General features: G+C 28.4%; 14 protein-coding genes. 12 read left to right on the forward strand and 2 right to left on the reverse strand.

The window, feature by feature from the left end; all coding sequences use genetic code 11:
- Positions 1-3: 3 nt before the first annotated feature.
- Positions 4-1,203 carry a tRNA guanosine(34) transglycosylase Tgt gene (locus KJR01_RS04140; RefSeq protein WP_214117395.1) on the reverse strand — a complete coding sequence of 400 codons (1,200 nt, stop codon included), beginning with the start codon at positions 1,201-1,203 and terminating at the stop codon, positions 4-6.
- Positions 1,204-1,233: 30 nt separating this feature from the next.
- On the opposite strand from KJR01_RS04140, the gene KJR01_RS04145 reads away from it, so the two are divergent.
- The 12 genes from KJR01_RS04145 to flhB all read left to right on the forward strand — a co-directional run bounded on the left by KJR01_RS04145 (position 1,234) and on the right by flhB (position 16,684).
- Positions 1,234-2,613, forward strand: a complete 1,380-nt coding sequence (locus tag KJR01_RS04145) for a TrkA C-terminal domain-containing protein (protein WP_214117396.1) — start codon at positions 1,234-1,236, stop codon at positions 2,611-2,613.
- Positions 2,614-2,760: 147 nt separating this feature from the next.
- On the forward strand, positions 2,761-4,122 hold the full coding sequence (gdhA, locus tag KJR01_RS04150) for an NADP-specific glutamate dehydrogenase (protein WP_214117397.1): 1,362 nt from the start codon (positions 2,761-2,763) through the stop codon (positions 4,120-4,122).
- 96 nt (positions 4,123-4,218) lie between these two features.
- A complete protein-coding gene (bamA, locus tag KJR01_RS04155; RefSeq protein WP_214117398.1) occupies positions 4,219-6,486 on the forward strand; it encodes an outer membrane protein assembly factor BamA in 2,268 nt (755 codons plus the stop codon).
- A 9-nt stretch (positions 6,487-6,495) separates the two neighbouring features.
- The gene (accD, locus tag KJR01_RS04160; RefSeq protein WP_214117399.1) at positions 6,496-7,329 is read left to right on the forward strand and encodes an acetyl-CoA carboxylase, carboxyltransferase subunit beta; all 834 of its coding nucleotides are present in this window, start codon (positions 6,496-6,498) and stop codon (positions 7,327-7,329) included.
- Positions 7,326-7,778 (forward strand): 23S rRNA (pseudouridine(1915)-N(3))-methyltransferase RlmH, encoded by a 453-nt coding sequence (locus KJR01_RS04165; protein ID WP_214117400.1) that lies wholly within the window; start codon positions 7,326-7,328, stop codon positions 7,776-7,778. The genes accD and KJR01_RS04165 overlap by 4 nt, the downstream gene beginning before the upstream one ends.
- A gap of 9 nt (positions 7,779-7,787) precedes the next feature.
- Positions 7,788-8,798: a hypothetical protein gene (locus KJR01_RS04170; protein ID WP_214117401.1), complete on the forward strand. Its 1,011-nt coding sequence runs from the start codon at positions 7,788-7,790 to the stop codon at positions 8,796-8,798.
- Positions 8,776-9,711: a tRNA dihydrouridine synthase gene (locus KJR01_RS04175; RefSeq protein ID WP_214117402.1), complete on the forward strand. Its 936-nt coding sequence runs from the start codon at positions 8,776-8,778 to the stop codon at positions 9,709-9,711. Before KJR01_RS04170 ends, KJR01_RS04175 begins: the two co-directional genes overlap by 23 nt.
- Positions 9,695-11,881: an endonuclease MutS2 gene (locus KJR01_RS04180; protein ID WP_214117403.1), complete on the forward strand. Its 2,187-nt coding sequence runs from the start codon at positions 9,695-9,697 to the stop codon at positions 11,879-11,881. The genes KJR01_RS04175 and KJR01_RS04180 overlap by 17 nt, the downstream gene beginning before the upstream one ends.
- 8 nt (positions 11,882-11,889) lie before the next feature.
- Complete coding sequence (locus tag KJR01_RS04185) at positions 11,890-13,692, forward strand: EAL domain-containing protein (RefSeq protein WP_214117404.1); 1,803 nt, start codon at positions 11,890-11,892, stop codon at positions 13,690-13,692.
- Positions 13,685-14,809 (forward strand): succinyl-diaminopimelate desuccinylase, encoded by a 1,125-nt coding sequence (gene dapE / locus KJR01_RS04190; RefSeq protein ID WP_214117405.1) that lies wholly within the window; start codon positions 13,685-13,687, stop codon positions 14,807-14,809. The genes KJR01_RS04185 and dapE overlap by 8 nt, the downstream gene beginning before the upstream one ends.
- A complete protein-coding gene (gene nadC, locus KJR01_RS04195; protein WP_214117406.1) occupies positions 14,799-15,629 on the forward strand; it encodes a carboxylating nicotinate-nucleotide diphosphorylase in 831 nt (276 codons plus the stop codon). The genes dapE and nadC overlap by 11 nt, the downstream gene beginning before the upstream one ends.
- Positions 15,629-16,684, forward strand: a complete 1,056-nt coding sequence (gene flhB / locus KJR01_RS04200; RefSeq protein WP_214117411.1) for a flagellar biosynthesis protein FlhB — start codon at positions 15,629-15,631, stop codon at positions 16,682-16,684. Before nadC ends, flhB begins: the two co-directional genes overlap by 1 nt.
- A 114-nt stretch (positions 16,685-16,798) precedes the next feature.
- Here flhB and KJR01_RS04205 read toward each other — a convergent pair whose 3' ends face one another.
- A complete protein-coding gene (locus KJR01_RS04205; RefSeq protein WP_214117407.1) occupies positions 16,799-18,412 on the reverse strand; it encodes a SulP family inorganic anion transporter in 1,614 nt (537 codons plus the stop codon).
- Positions 18,413-18,790: the final 378 nt, after the last annotated feature.

An 18,790-nucleotide genomic window follows, 5' to 3' on the forward strand; every position in this document is an offset into this window, starting at 1 on the left:
ATATTATTTATAAATCTCTTTAAAATTCTTATAAAAATTAGCAAAAGTTTTATTAGCTATATTTTCTCTAATCTCACTCATTAAATTTAAATAATAATGCAAATTATGAAGACTTGCTAAGCGAAAAAATGTAATCTCTCCAGCTTTAAACAAATGATGAACATAAGCACGACTATAGTTTCTACAAGTATAACAAGAGCAGTTTTTATCAATTGGCTCATTATCATCTTTCATAAAACTAGCCTTTATATTTATTTTGCCAAAACTTGTAAATAATGTGCCATTTCTAGCATTTCTAGTAGGCATAACGCAATCAAACATATCAACCCCACGAGCAACATTTTCTACCAAATCAAGCGGAGTTCCAACTCCCATTAAATATCTTGGACGATTTTGCGGCATTTGTGGGGCTAGTTTTTCTACCGTTTCATACATTAATTCATTTGGCTCTCCAACGCTTAACCCACCAATTGCAAGTCCATCAAAATAATATTCATTTTCAGCATCTAAAATACCTTTTAAACACTCACTTCTTAGCGTATGATTAGTCCCACCTTGAACGATAGCAAAGATATTTTGCTCTCTTTTTAATTCATTTGTATAAAGCTTTTTAAACTCGCTTTTATAAAGCTCTTTTGAATATTTTTGAAGCAAGGTAATTTCATCTGTATTTTGAAATTCTTTTTTCATCTCAAGCGAGAGTTTAGCCCAATAAATAGTGCGTTTAAGACTTGCTTTAATTCTTTCTTCACTAGCAGGTAAAGCACATAAATCATCTAAAACCATACAAATATCACTATTTAATAAATACTCCGTTTTTAAAACACTTGCAGGTGTAAAATGATGTAAGCTCCCATCAATGTGGCTTTTAAAGGTAATTCCATCATCGCTATGTTTTGTATTTTTACTTAGTGAAAAAGCTTGAAATCCACCACTATCAGTTAGAAAGCTTCCATTAAATTTAGTAAAATTATGTAGCCCGCCGTGTCTAGCTATCAAATCAGCACCTGGTCTTAAATAAGTATGATAAGTATTTGCTAGAATTATTTTTGCTCCTAGTCCTTGCATATCAGTTGCATCTAGGGCTTTTACGCAGCCTTGAGTTCCTACTGGCATAAAACAAGGAGTATTAAATTCCCCGTGAGCTGTGCTTACTTTACCAAGCCTAGCATTATTATCTGTTGAATATAAATCAAATTTCATTATAATTTTCCTTTATAAAATGGAGTTGTTATGAAAAAAATATTAGTTTTAGCTAAGGTTTGTGTTGCAAATCACTTCTTAAAAGAACTTGCAAAGTTTAAGGATAGCACAAAAGAATATATAATCGTTTGCCAAGATGATATTAATTTTAAGCATAGTTTTACTCATATTAAAATTGACCCTACAAATGCTGCAAGACTTAAAAATTATGTAAATAATAATCTTGAACTTGTATATTTATTATTTGATAATGATTTAGATACAAGGCTTGCTTATGATGCTATAAGATTTATTGATAAAAGAGTAAGAATTGTAGTATTATCAAACAATAAAGAATACGAAAATGATAGCTTTTGCACCCTTATTAATCAAGAAGAAATGACTACAAATCATTTGATAGATATTTTGCCAAATATGCCAATGATAGCAAGAGATATTGGGCTTGGAATTGGCGAGATTATGCAAGTATTTGTTCCTGTTGGCTCAATTTATGCAAACAAACATATAAATGCAATTGCGCAAGAATTTTATAAAATCGCATTAATTTATAGAGATAATGAAATAATTTTACCAAAACCTGACACTCAAATTCTAGCAAATGATGAGCTAGTTTTAGTAGGTGATCCAAATATTTTAAATCTAATGTTTTCAAGGATTAAAGGTCAGGTAGGACAATTTCCTAGCCCTTATGGAGATAGTATTTGTGTTGTAATTGATATGAAAATTGATGAAAATATAGACAATTTAATCAATACAGCACTTTTATTACACGCTAAATCTAATAGTTCAAGACTAATTTTTTATGTAGTAAATCCTACAATAAATAAAGACCTAGAAAAATTAAAGAAATTAAAAAGAAAGACAATAATAGTCCATATTAAATATGAAGATATATCGGTAAATAATGTAGTTTTAGAGTTTTGTAATATGTATTCTGGACTATTTATTACAAGTAAAGAAATTTTTAAAAAAAATATAGCAACTTTTTATGATAGTTCTATGCCTGTTTTAAAAATAGGAACAATAGATTTTGCAAAGCTAAATACTATAGCTTGCATAGGTTCAGGCTCTCTTAGAGTGGAGAATTTAACATCTACTTTATTAGATATTTCTTTAATACTTAATTTAAATGCAAAAATGATGTATTTTGATAATGCAAATCCTGTAAGTGATGATTTAATAGAGCATATAAATATGCAATCACAATTTTTTAATAAGAATTTAGAATTAGTAGAATACAAAAGCAAAAACCCATTATTAGAGCTAAAATTTAATCCATACATAATACATTGTTTAGGATTTGAAAAGCATATAATCAAAACGAATACTTTAAAATATTTATCTAATGATTTTTCAAAACTTTACGAAATACTAGATGATAATTATCAATTATTCATACCAATAGTTTAAAACTTCTAGGAATTTAAATCATTTTAAATTCCTAAAAATTAATCACAAATTTTTATTAATTTTTTTCATATATTTTTCTTCAAAAATTTTTATCATAAATTTAATTTTTTTTGTATAATATTTTTTTATTTTTTTAAAGGAGAAAAAATGAGTGCAAAATCTTATGTAAATGAAACACTTGAATTAATCAAAACTTATTCATCTAGACAACCTATATTCTTACAATGTGCAACTGAAGTTTTAAAATCAGTTACACCATTACTAGAAAGCAACAAGCAATACGAACAACACGCAGTATTACAAAGACTAGTAATGCCAGAAAGAACAATTATTTTTAGAGTTGTATATATTGATGATAGCGGTAAAGCTCAAACACATTTTGGCTACAGAGTTCAATTTTCTAGTGCTCTTGGACCTTATAAAGGTGGTTTAAGATTTCACCCTACGGTAAATCTTGACATTTTAAAATTCTTAGCATTTGAGCAAATCTTTAAAAACTCTTTAACAGGACTTTATATAGGTGGCGGTAAAGGTGGGGCTAATTTTGACCCTAAAGGCAAAAGCGATGCTGAAATAATGAGATTTTGCCAAGCATTTATGAGCGAACTTAGCAAACACATAGGCTATTCAACCGATGTTCCTGCTGGAGATATTGGTGTTGGTGCTAGAGAGCTTGGATATATGTTTGGAGCTTATAAAAAAATTACTTCTAAATTTGATGGAACTTTAACAGGTAAAAAAATTAGCTGGGGTGGTTCATTGGTTAGAAAAGAAGCTACAGGATATGGAACGGTTTATTTCTCAAAAGAATTACTAAAAGAAAAAGGCGAAGGCTTTGAAGGAAAAACTTGCGTAGTTTCAGGTAGTGGAAATGTGGCTATTTATACTATTGAAAAACTTTATGAATACGGAGCAAAAGTTGTTGCAGTAAGCGATAGCGATGGCTATGTTTATGATAAAGATGGAATTGACTTAGACCTTTTAAAAGAAATTAAAGAAAACTTAAGACTTCGTGTAAGTGATTATGCTAACCGCAAAAAAGGTGCAGTTTTTGTATCTAAAGTAAATTATGAAAAAGGAACAAACGGAATTTGGAGTATTCCTTGTGATTATGCTTTCCCTTGTGCAACACAAAACGAACTTAGCTTAATAGATGCGAAAAACTTATATAAAAATGGCTGTAAATTAATCGCTGAAGGTGCTAATATGCCTTGCACACTTGATGCACAAAAATTTATTTTAGAAAACAAAATATATTATGCACCAGCAAAAGCAGCAAATGCTGGTGGTGTAGCTACAAGTGCGCTTGAAATGCAACAAAATGCAAATATGACTTCTTGGACATTTAACGAAGTTGATGAAAAATTACATAAGATTATGAAAGATATTTACGCTAGAACTGCAAATACTGCTAAAGAATTTGGATTTGAACACAATTTATTAGCAGGAGCAAATATTGCAGGCTTTAAAAAAGTTGCAGATGCTATGATAGACCAAGGCTATATTTAAGCCGAAAAGCCCTATTTTTAGGGCTTTTTTTACAAACTTAATATTAACTTTCTTTTATTATTATTCTTTCTTCAAAATCAAAAAATCAGGTTAAATATGAAAAAAATTATATATGTAAGTGCTATTAGTTCTTTGATTTATGCAAATACAATAAGTGATATTGAATTTAAAGGCTTATATCACTTGTCAAAAGAACAAGCCTTAAAGGCTGTGGATTTAAAAATTAATGATGAAGTTAATATATATAAGATAAATGATGCGGTTAAAAACCTTTTTTCTTATGGATATTTTGATGATATTTATGTTGATGAAAATAATGGAAAGCTAATATTTAATGTTGTAGAAAAACAATTCATTGCAAAAGTAAATATCAAAGGAACTTCAAGTAATGATAAAAAGCAAATAGAATCGTTTTTAAGTATTAAAAAAGGCGAAGCTTATAATGATAGAAAAATAGAAGAAGCAAAAGAAAAAATAATTCTATACTACCAATCTCGTGGATTTTATGATAGTGTAGTTGAAGTTGATACTCAAGAGCTTGAGAATAATGCTGTTGTATTAAATTTCAACATAAATAGAGGCGAAATCATAACAATTAAAAAAGTTAATTTAATAGGTGCTAAAAAATTAGACTATAGTGATTTTGACCCTGTAATAGCAAATAAAGAAAAAGAACTATTAGGTTGGTTTTGGGGATTTAATGATGGTAAATTATACTCAACCGAACTACCAAACGACCCTGCTAGAATTAAAGATGAATATATGAAAAAAGGCTATCTTGATGCTAATGTATCAAATCCTTATTTAGAAGCTAATATGCAAACTTACAAAGCAGAATTAACCTATTATATAAGCGAAGGCAAACGCTATAAAATAGAAGAAATCACAATAGAAAACCCACTAGAAAATGAAGTGAAATTTAACTTAAGTGATTTAAGAAGTAAAAAAGGAAAATATATTAATTCAGAAAAAATTCGTTCTGATATAGAATTAATTAAAACCAAATTCCAAGATAAAGGATATGCTTTAGCAGAGGTTTATCCTGATATTGCTAAAAATGATGCTGATGGAGTTGTAAAAATTTATTTTAGAGTTAATCTAGGCAATAAATACAATATTGGTAAAGTAATAATTAAAGGCAATGATAAATCTTTAGATAAAGTAGTAAGAAGAGAATTATTCTTAACCGAAGGAATGCAATTTAACAAAACAGATTTAAATGATAGCATTATAGCACTTAGAAAAACCGGTTATTTTGAAGAAGTAAATATCACTCCAAAACCAAGCTTTACGGGAGATATTGATTTATTAGTAGATGTAAAAGAAAAATCAACAGGCTCAATTACTGGTGGTGTTGGTTATAGCACATCTGATGGATTCTTAATTAACGCATCTGTTAGCGATAGGAATATCTTAGGTAGCGGAATGTATGGTGGGATTAATTTAGAAAAATCAGATAAAGATGTAACTGGTAAAATCTTTTTAAATAATCCTAGGATATTTGATTCTAAATACTCAACAGGCTTTGATATATATAGCTACAAAAGAGATTGGGATACTTATGAAGAATACAATAATGGTTTAGAACTTAGCATTGGTAGAGAATTAGCTAGATTTTGGGGAATTGGAGCTATTTATAATTACGAGCAAAGTGATTTAAGAAAAGCAACTATTGAAATGATTGCAAGTGGTGAAAAATTAGGCAAATCAAGAAAATCAGCTATAACTCCATATTTATATTTTGATAATACTGATGATTTTTACTTACCAAGAAGTGGTATTTATAGTAGAGCAGCATTTACTTATGCAGGGCTTGGGGGAGACCAAAAATATAAAAAATTTGCCTTTGATTTTAAATATTATAAAGGTTTAAAAGAAGATTTTGACACTGATTTAATTTTTAGATTTAGAACATCATTTAATAAATTATTTAATTATAAAGATACACCAATTAACTCAAGATTATATCTTGGTGGTTTAAGAAGTGTTAGAGGATATGAAAGTGATAGCATAACTCCAAGGGGTATTGGATATTATGATACAAATACTCACACTAAAGTAGATAAATTAGGAAACGGAGTAATTGCTTATCCTTACGATAAAGGTGGAGCGATTTCACTTAATTCTAGTGTAGAAATCAATTTCCCATTAATTAATAAATTAAAACTTCGTGGTTCAATTTTTTATGATTATGGTATGATAGGCGAAAAAAAATTAAATGAGATTAAAAGACAAAGTGCAGGAATTAGTCTTGATTGGAGCACACCAATGGGACCATTAGTGTTTGTATTCTCAAAACCTATTGATAAAAAATCAGGGGATAAAACAAATACATTTGAATTTAGCATAGGAAGTCAATTTTAGGAGATAAGAATGAGTTTTGCAGATATTTTTAAAATTAGAAGAACACAATCAAAGCCAAATGAAGCACCAAATCACTGGGTAAAATGTGATAATTGTCATGCTTTAATGTATTATAAAGAAGTTGCAAGTTGCTTTAATGTATGCCCTAAGTGTGGCTTACATATGAAAATAAGCCCTAATGAAAGAATAGAAATGCTAGTTGATGAAGGAAGTTTTATTGAATATGATAAAACTTTAAGAGCTAATGACCCATTAAAATTCGTAGATTCAAAAAGCTATAAAAAACGCTTAAACGAAAGCGAAGAAAAAACAGGCAGAACAAGTGCGGTAATTTCAGGAGAATGCAAAATCGGTGGAATTGGCGTTCAATTATGTGTGTTTGACTTTTCTTTTATGGGTGGTTCGCTAGGAAGTGTTGAAGGCGAAAAAATCGTTCGTGCAGTTCAACGCGCTATGCAAAAAAAAGAAGGACTTATAATAATTAGCGCAAGTGGTGGTGCTAGAATGCAAGAGAGCACATATTCACTTATGCAAATGGCTAAAACATCAGCTGCATTAAAATTACTTGCTAGAGAAAGACTTCCTTACATATCAATTTTAACTAACCCTACTTTTGGTGGAGTATCAGCGTCTTTTGCTTGGCTTGGAGATATTGTAATTGCTGAACCTATGGCACAAATTGGCTTTGCTGGTGCTAGAGTTATTAAGCAAACTATAGGAGCTGATTTACCTGAAGGATTTCAAAGTGCTGAGTTTTTATTAGAGCATGGACTTATTGATTCTATTGTTCCAAGAGCTAATCAGCGTGAATTTTTAAGTGATTTTTTACGATATTTTAAATGAATATAAATATTTATTTTATTCAAAAAAAATTAGAAAAATTAAGCGAATTTGAAAATAGATTTATAAAATTAATAAATCAATTTTCAAAACTTAATCTAAATAATGTATTTTCAAAACAAATCGCAAAAGCACAAGATTTGGGCTCAAATGAAGCTAGAATAGAATATGCAAAAGCTTATATGCCTTATAAAAAAACTTTTAGTATAGCTTTAAGTGAAAGGGGCAAGAGCATTGATAGTATTGAGTTTGCTAAGTTATTGCAAGATAAAAATGAGATTAATTTTTTTGTAGGTGGAGCTTTTGGATTTAATGATGAGTTTTTAAATGAATGTGATTATGTATTGAGTTTTTCAAAACTTACATTTTCACACGAAATTGCAAGGATTGTATTGTTAGAACAAATTTATAGGGGTTTTTGTATAAATTCAAATCACCCTTATCATAAGTAAAGGATTGTTATGAAAATTAGAAATTTTTTAATTTATTCTATTTTATATTTAATGTTAATTGGACTTATTATTGTTATATTTTTTAATGATTTATTTAACTCTACAAGAGTAATTAATTTAGGAATTTTCAATTTTCAAAAAACATTTGAATTTGATAGCTTTACTTGGGTTTGTATGCCACTTGTTATATATGTTATATTTGCATTACTTTATTTTTATTTTTCATTTATTTCTTTTCATTTTTCAACAAAAAGACTTATTAAAGATGGTAAAAAATTTGAAATGTTTTTAGAAGATTTAGTTTTAGATAAAAAAAATATTTACAAGTTTAAAACAAAAGAATTTCAAGACGCTAGTGAATTAGTAAAATCACTTTATTACAATCAAGCAGGAACAAGTGCTGATAAATTAAATAATGCAATAGCTATAAAAGCAATGGTTGAAAATGGAGAAATCTGTGATTTAAAACCATTTAAACTATCTAAAGACAATACAATTTATTTAAAAAACGAAGCAAATAAAGCTAAAAATGATTTAAATTACGCTTATAACTTACTAAAAAATCAAGAAGAAATTCAAGATGAAATCAGCCTAAGTGCTTACAATAATCTAATTTTAAACGGCATTTATGCAAATATTAAAACACTAAAAATTCAAAAAAGCAAAGAAGATATTAAAATCCTTTTAAATAGATTTGCTAATGATGATTTAAGTCTTAGCAATGCTGAATTAGAAGTTTTAATTTTTAATGATATTTTTGAAGAAGGAGAATATTTAGATTTTGCAAAAGAATTATTTGCAAAAATTGAGCCAAATAGCCTAAAAGCAATCTTTTTAAAACTAAAAAATGAAAAAGATAACGCATTTAGAGCGTATTTATATATACTTGCAAAACTTGCATTATTTGATGAATTAATAGAAGAAATTTATGGTAGCGAAGCTGATTTAGAAGATTTTAAATTAATTGTATTTTTAAAAGAACAAGGTAAAACTTACGATGTTGATAAACTTATTTGCTAATTCTAAGCCCTTATTTCTAGCACCAATGGCAGGTCTTAGTGATCTTGCCTTTAGAAGACTTGTTAAAAGATTTGATTGTGATGTAACAATTAGCGAAATGATTAGTTCAAACGCTCTTGTTTATGAGAGTGAAAAATCTTTAACTATGCTAGAAAAAGATAAAAGCGAAAGACCTTTCATAGCTCAAATTGCAGGCTCAAATAAAGAAATTATAAAAAAAGCAGTTGAGATTATAAATAAAGAAGAAAACATTCACGGGATTGATTTTAATTGTGGCTGTCCTGTAAATAAAGTTATTAAGCAAAATGCAGGTTCAGCACTACTTAAAGACTTAGATAATCTAAAATCACTCCTAGATATTATAAAAACCAATAATAAAGTAGGCACAACAAGTGTTAAAATAAGACTTGGTTTTAATGAGTGCGAAATAGAAAAAATAATAAATGCTTTAAACGAATTAGAACTAGATTTTATAAGTATTCACGGAAGAACTAGAGCAGGAATGTATAGTGCTAAGGTAGATTATAACGCTATAAAACTAGCAAAATCTTTAGCAAAAACCAAAATAATTGCAAACGGCGATATATCTTATGAAAATCATCAAATGGTATTAGAGCAAACCAATGCTGATGGGCTTATGATAGGAAGAAATGCTGTTGGAAATCCTTGGATTTTTTCTCAAATTAAGGGTAAATTTAATGAAATTAATAAAAGCGAAATCATACTTACGCATTTTGAATTTATGTGTGATTTATACAAAGATTATGCTTGTTCATTGTTTAGAAAACACTTGCACGAATATTCAAAAGGCTTAGCAAATGCGAGTGAATTTAGAAATGAAGTAAATAAAATTAATGAGCCTAAAATTATGCTAAATACGATAAAAGAGTTTTTTGATGCTACAAATTATTAAAAACCTTGATTTAGTTGAATATTTAGATGAATTATTTGCTTTATTTGCTAGAAATAAACCTTTATTTATTGAAGGGGATACTAATTTACACCTAGCAAGAATTAATGAATTATGCGAATATGAATTAAAAGAATTAAAAAGTGTAAAAGATTTAAGCAAAGCATTAAATCATCTTAGTAAAAAAGGCATTTTACACCTTGATGAGATAGAAGAATTTGTAAAGATTTTAAATTATTTTAAATACTTATTTCAAATTCCGTTTTCAAATTCTTTTAAAAAATACCTTGAAAAAATCATAATTCCTAATGAAATTGAAAATATATTAAAATATTTTAAAGACGATGTATTTGATGAAGAAAAAGACGAGCTTTTACAAAGTATAAAAATCAAAATCAAAGAATTAAACCAAAGCATAAATCAAAATCTAAGAAGCCTGTTAAACTCAAAATCACTTGAAAGCTATTTAATAGATACTCAAATACATTTTATATCAAATACTGAATGCTTATTGGTTAGGGGCGGATTTGCTAAAGTGCTTGATGCTAGTATTGTTGCAAGAAGTAGTGGTGGTGGATTTTATGTAGAACCTAGCAGTATTTTAAACTACAAACAAGGCATAAAAAGATTAGAAAATGAAGCCGATGCTAAAAGATTTGAATACGCAAAACAATTTAGTGAAATTTTATCTAAGCATTTATTGTTTTTAAAGTTTATAAATAAAGAATTTGATTTAATAGATAGCTATATTGCAAGGGTTAATTTTGCTAAAAAGAAGGATTTAAACTTCATAACTCCAAGTAATGATGATAAAATTATCTTAAGTGAGTTTTGCCACCCCGCTTTAAATAATCCAAAACCTGTTAGCGTAGAGTTTAAAGAGCAAGTTTTATTAATAACAGGTGTAAATGCGGGTGGAAAATCAATGCTACTTAAAAGCATTTTAGCTGCTAGTTTTATGACAAAATATCTAGTTCCTATGAGAATTAATGCAAACAAATCTCACATAAGCACTTTTAAAGAATATATAAGCATTATTGAAGACCCGCAAATGGCTAAAAATGATATTTCTACTTTTGCAGGAAGAATGTTAGCATTTGCTAAAATGAATGGTAAGAAAAATTTCTTATTAGGGGTTGATGAGATTGAGCTAGGGACTGATTTTGAAGAAGCGAGCTCATTATTTTTTACCCTAATTTGTGAGCTGAAAAAACACGGAAAACTAATAATCACAACCCATCACAAACGCTTAGCAATGCTACTTGCTAAAGAAGATAAAGTAGAATTATTAGCAGCTTTATATGATATTAAAAATGAGCGTCCTAAATATGAGTTTTTAGCGGGTATTGTAGGCAAATCATACGCATACGAAACAGCTTTAAGATATGGAATAAGTGCTAGTTTGGTTGAACTTGCTAGAAAAAGCTCTAGCGAAGCTGAGCAAAATATAAATGAAATGCTAAATAAAAACTTAGAGCTTGATGCAAAACTTAAAATGCTAATTGCAAACAACGAAAAAAAAGAAAATAAATTAAACAATCTCTTAGAAAGCCTAAAAGATAAAGAAAATAAATTAATTGAAGAATACAAAAAACGCAAAAATGAACTAGAAAATGAATATTTTAAAGCAATAAATGCAGCTAAAAAAACTCTTGATTTTTCTGATTTAAAAGATAAACAAAGACAAATTAATGCAGCAAATGTATTAAAGCAGCAAATAAAACCAGAAAGCATTAAAAGAGAAGAATTTAAAATAGGAGATTTTGTAAAATACGAAAAAATTAAAGGCAAAATCATAGCTTTAAATAAAAATATAGCAACCGTGCAAACTGATATGCTACAATTAAAACTTGATATTTCAATGTTAAAAAGAAGTGGCGAAACTCCTAAATCAAATTCTAGCAAAGTAACTTATGAAAAAAGTGTAAGTAATGCTAGCACTAAATTAGATTTGCATGGATTAAGAAGCGAAGAAGCTATTGAATTATTAGATAAATTTATTTCAGACGCACTAATAATTGGATTTGATGAGATTATCGTATATCACGGCATTGGAACAGGTCGCTTAGCTTATGCTGTAAAAGAATATTTAAAAACTAATAGGAGTATAAAAAGCTTTTGTGATGCACCTGCAAATGCTGGTGGATTTGGGGCTAAAATTATAAGATTGTAGGTTGAAAAATGGAAAACAAGGATTTTAAAAAAATAAAAAATATTTTATATTTATTAATTGGTGTTTTTGTTCTACTTAATTTTTATCTTTTTATGGATTCTAGAAATTATGTTAGATTATTTACAGAAAGCTACTTACATTCATTAGTAAATAAAGAAGAATTTAAATCTTCTAAAATATTAAGCGAATTTATCGTTCAAGACAATAAAATTATCTCAAAAAATGATAATAGTCCTAAATTAAGTGAATTAGAAATTAAAGAATTAGTAAAAAATAATAGTTTTTACGAAGCTATAAAAGTAGATAAAAATCAATTTGACATAAGATATTACGAATTAATTAATGGAATTTATTATGGCTTTAATAACCAATTTTATCTTACAAATTCTAGATTTTACCAATTTTACATACCTGTGCTTTTAAATATTTGTTTTTTTATTTTAATTTATAACTTATATAAACAAAAAAATCATATCTCAACACAATATCAAAGAAGTATTAGCACATACACTAAAAGAATAGAAAAACTTGAAATTGAAGCAAGTATAGACCCACTAACTCAACTAAAAAATAAAAGAAGCTTGGAAAAATCAATCGTTCTTATGAAAAATCCAAAATTATTATTAGTTGATATTGATGAGTTTAAAAAAATTAATGATTATTTTGACGCTAATACTGCTGATGATTTATTAAAACATATTGCCTTAATTATGAGCGATTTTGCTGATGAAAACCACTTGGAAGTCTATAAGCTTGATGGAGATTTGTTTGCGCTTTTAGAAGATAATATTGAAGATGAACAAAGGTATGAAGAATTAGTAACAGAGCTTATGCAAGAGCTTAAAAATAAAGATTTAACAATAGAATATAATCACCAAATAGCTAGCATAGTTTTAACACTTACAATGGGACTTTGTTTAGAAAATGAAAATACACTTAAAAAAGCATTTATTGCACTAAAAAGAGCAAAAAGAGATAATAAGAATTTCGTTTGTTATTCTAAATTTATAGATGAAGAAAAAGAATATTTCCATCAACTAAGCACAGCAAAATCAATTCAAAGTGCAATAGCAAAAGATGAAATCTTACCTTTTTTCCAACCTATTTTTGATAAAGATAAAAACATTACTAAATTTGAATCTTTAGTAAGAATTGTCAAAAAAACTCCTGAAGGAACCGATGTAATCACTCCAGGTGCTTTTTTAGCAGTTTCAATTAAAATGAAGCAATACGAAATCATTGAAAATTTCATAATAGAAAAAGTTGTTCAAACTTTAGTTGAAAACCAAGACATTGTTTTATGCGTAAATCTTGGCGGAAGGGATATGATTGATAGTGCTAAAAATAATAAATTCATAAATCTTTTAAGAAGAACAGGGGTTGCTAATCGCTTAATTATTGAAGTATTAGAAGATGAAAATATTTCACAAAATGAAAAAATAAAAGACTTTTTAAAAAGAATAAAAGAATTAGGCTGCAAAATAGCAATAGATGATTTTGGTAGTGGATTTAGTAATTTTTCATATTTATTAGAATTAATGCCTGATTATATTAAAATAGATGGAAGTATTATAGAAAAAATTACAAAAGATGAAAAAAGTGAAAAAATAGTCAAAACTATAGTTTTATTCTCAAAATCTCTAGGTATTAAGACCGTTGCAGAATTTGTAAGTACAGAAGAAATATTTAAAAAATGTATCGAAGTTGGTGTAGATGAGTTTCAAGGATTTTATTTAGGCAAACCAAGTCCAACTTTTACTCAAGAAGAAATTGATTTAGACTTTTATCATTTAAAGGAAAAAAATGCTTAAAAAATTATTTATAGACCTTTTAAAAGAAGCTAGTGTTACTCCTGATGCTAAGAATTGTTATAAAATTACAAGTGAGTTTTTATCTAATTTTGATAATGAAATCCTAGCTATAAATAATACTACAAATCAAATCTTAAGCAAAGAATTTAACAAAGTTGGTTTGCATATTTGTTTTTGCGGACATATTGATGTAGTTCCTAGTGGAAATGGCTGGGAAAGTGAGCCATTTTTACCAACTATAAAAGATGATTTAATAATAGCGCGTGGCACTCAAGATATGAAAAGTGGCGTTGCAGCATTTTTATATGCAATTAAAGAATTTAGCAAAAACAATATTAAAAATATAAGAAAAATCAGCATTGTTTTAACAAGCGATGAAGAAGGCGATGGTAAAGATGGAGTTATCAAGGTTTTAGAAGAATTAGACAAAAGAAATGATTTGCCTAATATGTGCATAGTTGCCGAGCCAACTTGCGAAAAAAACTTCGGTGATAGCATAAAAGTTGGTCGTAGGGGTAGCATTCACGCAAACATAAAAATATTAGGAACTCAAGGTCATGCAGCCTATCCATCAAAATGCAAAAATCCCGTTCATTTAGGGGCTTCATTTTTAGCTAAAATTTCAGGATTTGATTTAGATAAAGGCAATGAGTTTTTTGAACCAAGTAAAATAGTAATTACTAATTTAAGTGCAGGAATTGGTGCATCAAATGTAACTCCTAGTGAGTTTAAAATTATGCTAAATGTTAGAAATTCTCCACTTACAAGTAAGCAAGATTTAGAAGATTTTTTAAGAGAAAATTTAAAGAATTTAGATTATGAATTAGAAATCAAACAAAGTTCAGAGCCGTTTTATACAGACGCTAATTCAATACTTGTAAAAACTCTTAAAAAAGCCTTAGAAAATCAAGGTATTTTCAATACTAGCTTAAACGCAAAAGGCGGCACTAGTGATGCTAGATTATTTGCAAAATACGGCGTTTTAGTCTGTGAATTAGGCGTGGTAAATGATAAAATCCACGCAGCAAATGAAAGTGTGCCTTTTAGTGAAGTTGTAGCTTTAAGCAATACATTTTTAGAGTTTTTAAACTTAATGGAGGCAAATAATGTTAATTAATAGCGAAATTGAACTTATTAAAAAAGAATTAAATGATGATTTAGGTAGGGGAGATTTATTCTCACAACTTGAAAATAATGAAATAATAAAAGCAAATCTTAAGGCTAAAAGTGATGGAGTTTTTGCGGGAGAGCCTTATTTTAAAGAGATTTGTAAAATGCAAAATATTAAATATGAATTATTTATAAAAGATGGACAGAGCTTTAAAAAAGGCGATATTTTAGCAAAATTTAAAACCTTAAAAACTACTTTATTAATAAGTGAGCGAACCATACTTAATTTTATTCAACACGCATCAGGGATTGCTACAAAAGTTGCTTCAATGAAAGCTTTAATAAAAGATTATGATGTAGCTTTGCTTGATACTAGAAAGACAAGACCTGGATTAAGAGTGTTTGAAAAATACGCAATTCGTTGTGGTGGTGGGCAAAATCATCGTTTAGGTTTAGATGATTGTATAATGCTAAAAGATACTCATTTGCTTGGAGTAAAGGATTTAAAATCTTTTATAAAAGAGCTAAAAAGCAAAATCCCATATTACACTCCAATTGAAATTGAGTGCGATACAATTGAACAAGTAAAGGCTGCTTTAGAAGCTAATGTAAATGCGATTTTACTTGATAATATGAGCCCTAGTGAGTGTGCTAATATAGTAAAATTAAGAGATAGTTTAGGCATTAAAGTTATCTTAGAAGCTAGTGGGGATATTAACGAAAACACCATAGTTGAATATGCTAAAAGCGGAGTTGATGTAGTAAGTTCAGGCTCAAATATTTATAAGGCTACTTGGGTTGATTTTTCTATAAGACTTGGTGAATAATTATGGCTGATGATGCAGAAAAGACAGAAGAACCCACAGATAAAAAGATAGAAGACGCCAGAAAAGAAGGAAATGTCGCTAAAAGTCAAGACGTAGCAGCACTTATAACTCTTTGCGTTGGTTTTGGCTTTGCTTTATTTTGGGTTTATTTTCTGCACGAAAGAATTACGGCTTTATACATTTATTATCAGAGTTTAATAGGTAGCGAAATTGATAATAAATTGCTTTATAAAATAGGTATTAAAACCCTTTTAGAGCTTACATTAATGGTATTACCACTTGCTATTGCAATTGCTATTGCTGGAATTATTGCAAATGTTATGCAAATAGGCTTTAATTTTACACTCAAACCCATAATGCCTAATTTTGGCAAAATCAATCCAATCAAGGGCATTAAAAATATAATTTCAATGAAAAAGCTAATAGAATTAGTAAAAATCATTCTAAAAGTTAGCGTTATTTTCGGCATTGTTGGGTATTTTATATATAGCTTTTTGCCAGGACTTAGCCATTTAGCAATTTTGCCACTCATTAAACAAATGGAGTGGTTAAGAGATAAAATCATAATCCTTTTTGCAGCCGTTATTTGCTCATTTTTAGTATTTGGAATACTTGATATTTTTATAGTTCGTTTTCAGTATTTTAAAGGACTTAGAATGAGTAAGCAAGAGATTAAAGATGAATACAAGCAAATGGAAGGAGACCCGCAAGTAAAGGCAAAAATCAGACAAATTCAAATGCAAGCAGCAAGAAATCGTATGATGCAAGATGTCCCTAATGCTGATGTGGTAATTACCAACCCAACTCATTATTCAATCGCAATTGCTTATGATAGGACAAAGCATAAAGCCCCTGTGGTATTAGCAAAAGGAGTTGATAATATCGCCTTTAAAATCCGTGAAATAGCACAAAAACACGATATTCCAATATATGAGCAAAGAGAATTAGCAAGATCACTTTATAAGATTTGTGAAGTAGGAGATGAAATCCCTGTAGAATTATATAAAGCAACGGCTGAAGTCTTAGGCGTAATTGCTAGAATGAGTAGAAGATAATTTAAATTCTTTTTAAACACAATACAAAATATAAGCACCAAAAATCTTTATAAAATCAAAAAAACAATATCGCCAAATATAATTTTGAAAAATACTTTTAAATAGTTTTAATAGCTATTTAATAGTCATTTCAACGCTCCAATAAAAATTATCTACTCCAATAGCTTCAACAATACCGCTTCTTTTCATAATTTCTTTAATATCAGGAGAAACTCCTGCAATAAATACGGGAATTTTTCGCTTTTTAATAGCTTCTATTACTTCAAGAAAGGCACTTGCTCCTGAAATATCCATATAAGTTGTCCCACGCATAGAAAATATAATCGCTGTTTTATAATTTATTCTGCTAGTTAATTCTAAAATTTTATCCGTATTAGAAAATATAATAGCTCCCATTATATAAATTACTTCAGCTTGTTTTATATGTTGTGGTAAAGGAGAATTTAAATCAGTAAATTTCTCACTATCAAAATAATCAAATTTAATTTTTAAGTTTGAAATCTGAACCATTAAAAGCATTAAAGATAAAATCACGCCTATTAAAATTGCAATTGTTAAATCAAAAATAATAGTTGCTAACATAGTTGCAAAAAACTGAACTAAAGCACCTTTAAATCTATTTTTAAAAAAATATTTAATAGTATGCCACTCATTCATTCTAAATGCAGTTACAAATAAAATTCCAGCTAACGCACTAAGTGGAATTAAACTCATAATCGGTGCTAAAACAAGCATAGATACCAATAAAATTATAGAATGAAATATACCAGTAAGCCTAGTAACAGCACCAGACTTAATAGCCACGCTAGTTCTAGCAATAGCAGCTGTCGCAGGAACTCCACCGCAAAAAGGAACTAAAATATTGCCTAAGCCTTGAGCTATTAATTCTCTATCGCATTTAAGTCTAACACCAACCATTCTACCACCACTTGCACCACATAACAAGCTCTCTATCATACCCAATAAAGCAATACTTATTGCAGGAGTTATCAACTCTTTTAAGTGTAAAATATCAAAATCACTAAAAGCAAACCTATCATCTAAGATTATGTTAGTAGGAATTACCCCTATTCTTTGAATATCTAATGAAAAAATTATACTTATTAATGTAGCGACTATCAGTGCAATTAATGAAGCAGGAGCGTATTTTTGATATTTTTTAGGATAAGCTAACATAAAAACTACTACGAAAATACATATAAAAACTGAAATATAATTAATATCTAAATCCATTTTAAAATAGTTTATTGTTTTTTCCAATGTTGTAATTCCACTAGCTTTAACACCTAATAAATTATCAATTTGACCTAAAGCAATAATAACAGCAATTCCTGAAGTAAAACCTGTAATTACAGGCATAGGAATAAATGCAATCACTCTACCAAAATGAAATAATCCTGCAAAAATTAATAATAATCCAGCCATCAAAGTAGCCACAAAAACACCTGTTAGTCCATATTGAGTAGTTATGGCAATTAAAATAGCAGCCATTGCACCGGTTGGACCTGATATTTGATAATAAGCTCCACCAAATAACGATATTACAAACCCAGCTAAAATAGCAGTAATGAGTCCTGAAGCTGCACTTGCCCCACTACTAACACCAAATGCAAGCGCTAAAGGCAGAGCAACAGCAGCAACCGTAGCACCAGCCATTAAATCTTGTAATAATTTCATCTTGTTATATTCGGTAAATTCTAGTCTTAAATCTTGAAAATAGCTTTTCATCAAAACATTCCTTAGGTATATTTTGTTAATCATATCAATGATTGTTTTAAAACTAGCTTTTAATACTAAATCGTAATTTCTAATTATTCTATTAATACTATGTATAAATACTATAACCCCCCCCCAACCCCACTCAATAACACAAACAATACTTTAAATTAAAAACTAAAAAGCAATTAAAATCTCATTCTAAAACAACCTTCACTAACTACTAAAAAACAATTAAAAACACACCATAATAAAACAATCTTAAACATAATCACTAAACATAAAAAGCTATTTTTATTAAAAGAATTTAAAACTTATAAATACTTTATAAAAACATTAATTATATTAACTCTTAAAAATACAACTAATATTTTATTTAATAGTAAAAAC

Origin of the sequence: Campylobacter sp. 2018MI10 (assembly GCF_018501175.1) — a bacterium.
In the GTDB taxonomy this organism is placed as follows: Bacteria; Campylobacterota; Campylobacteria; order Campylobacterales; family Campylobacteraceae; genus Campylobacter_E.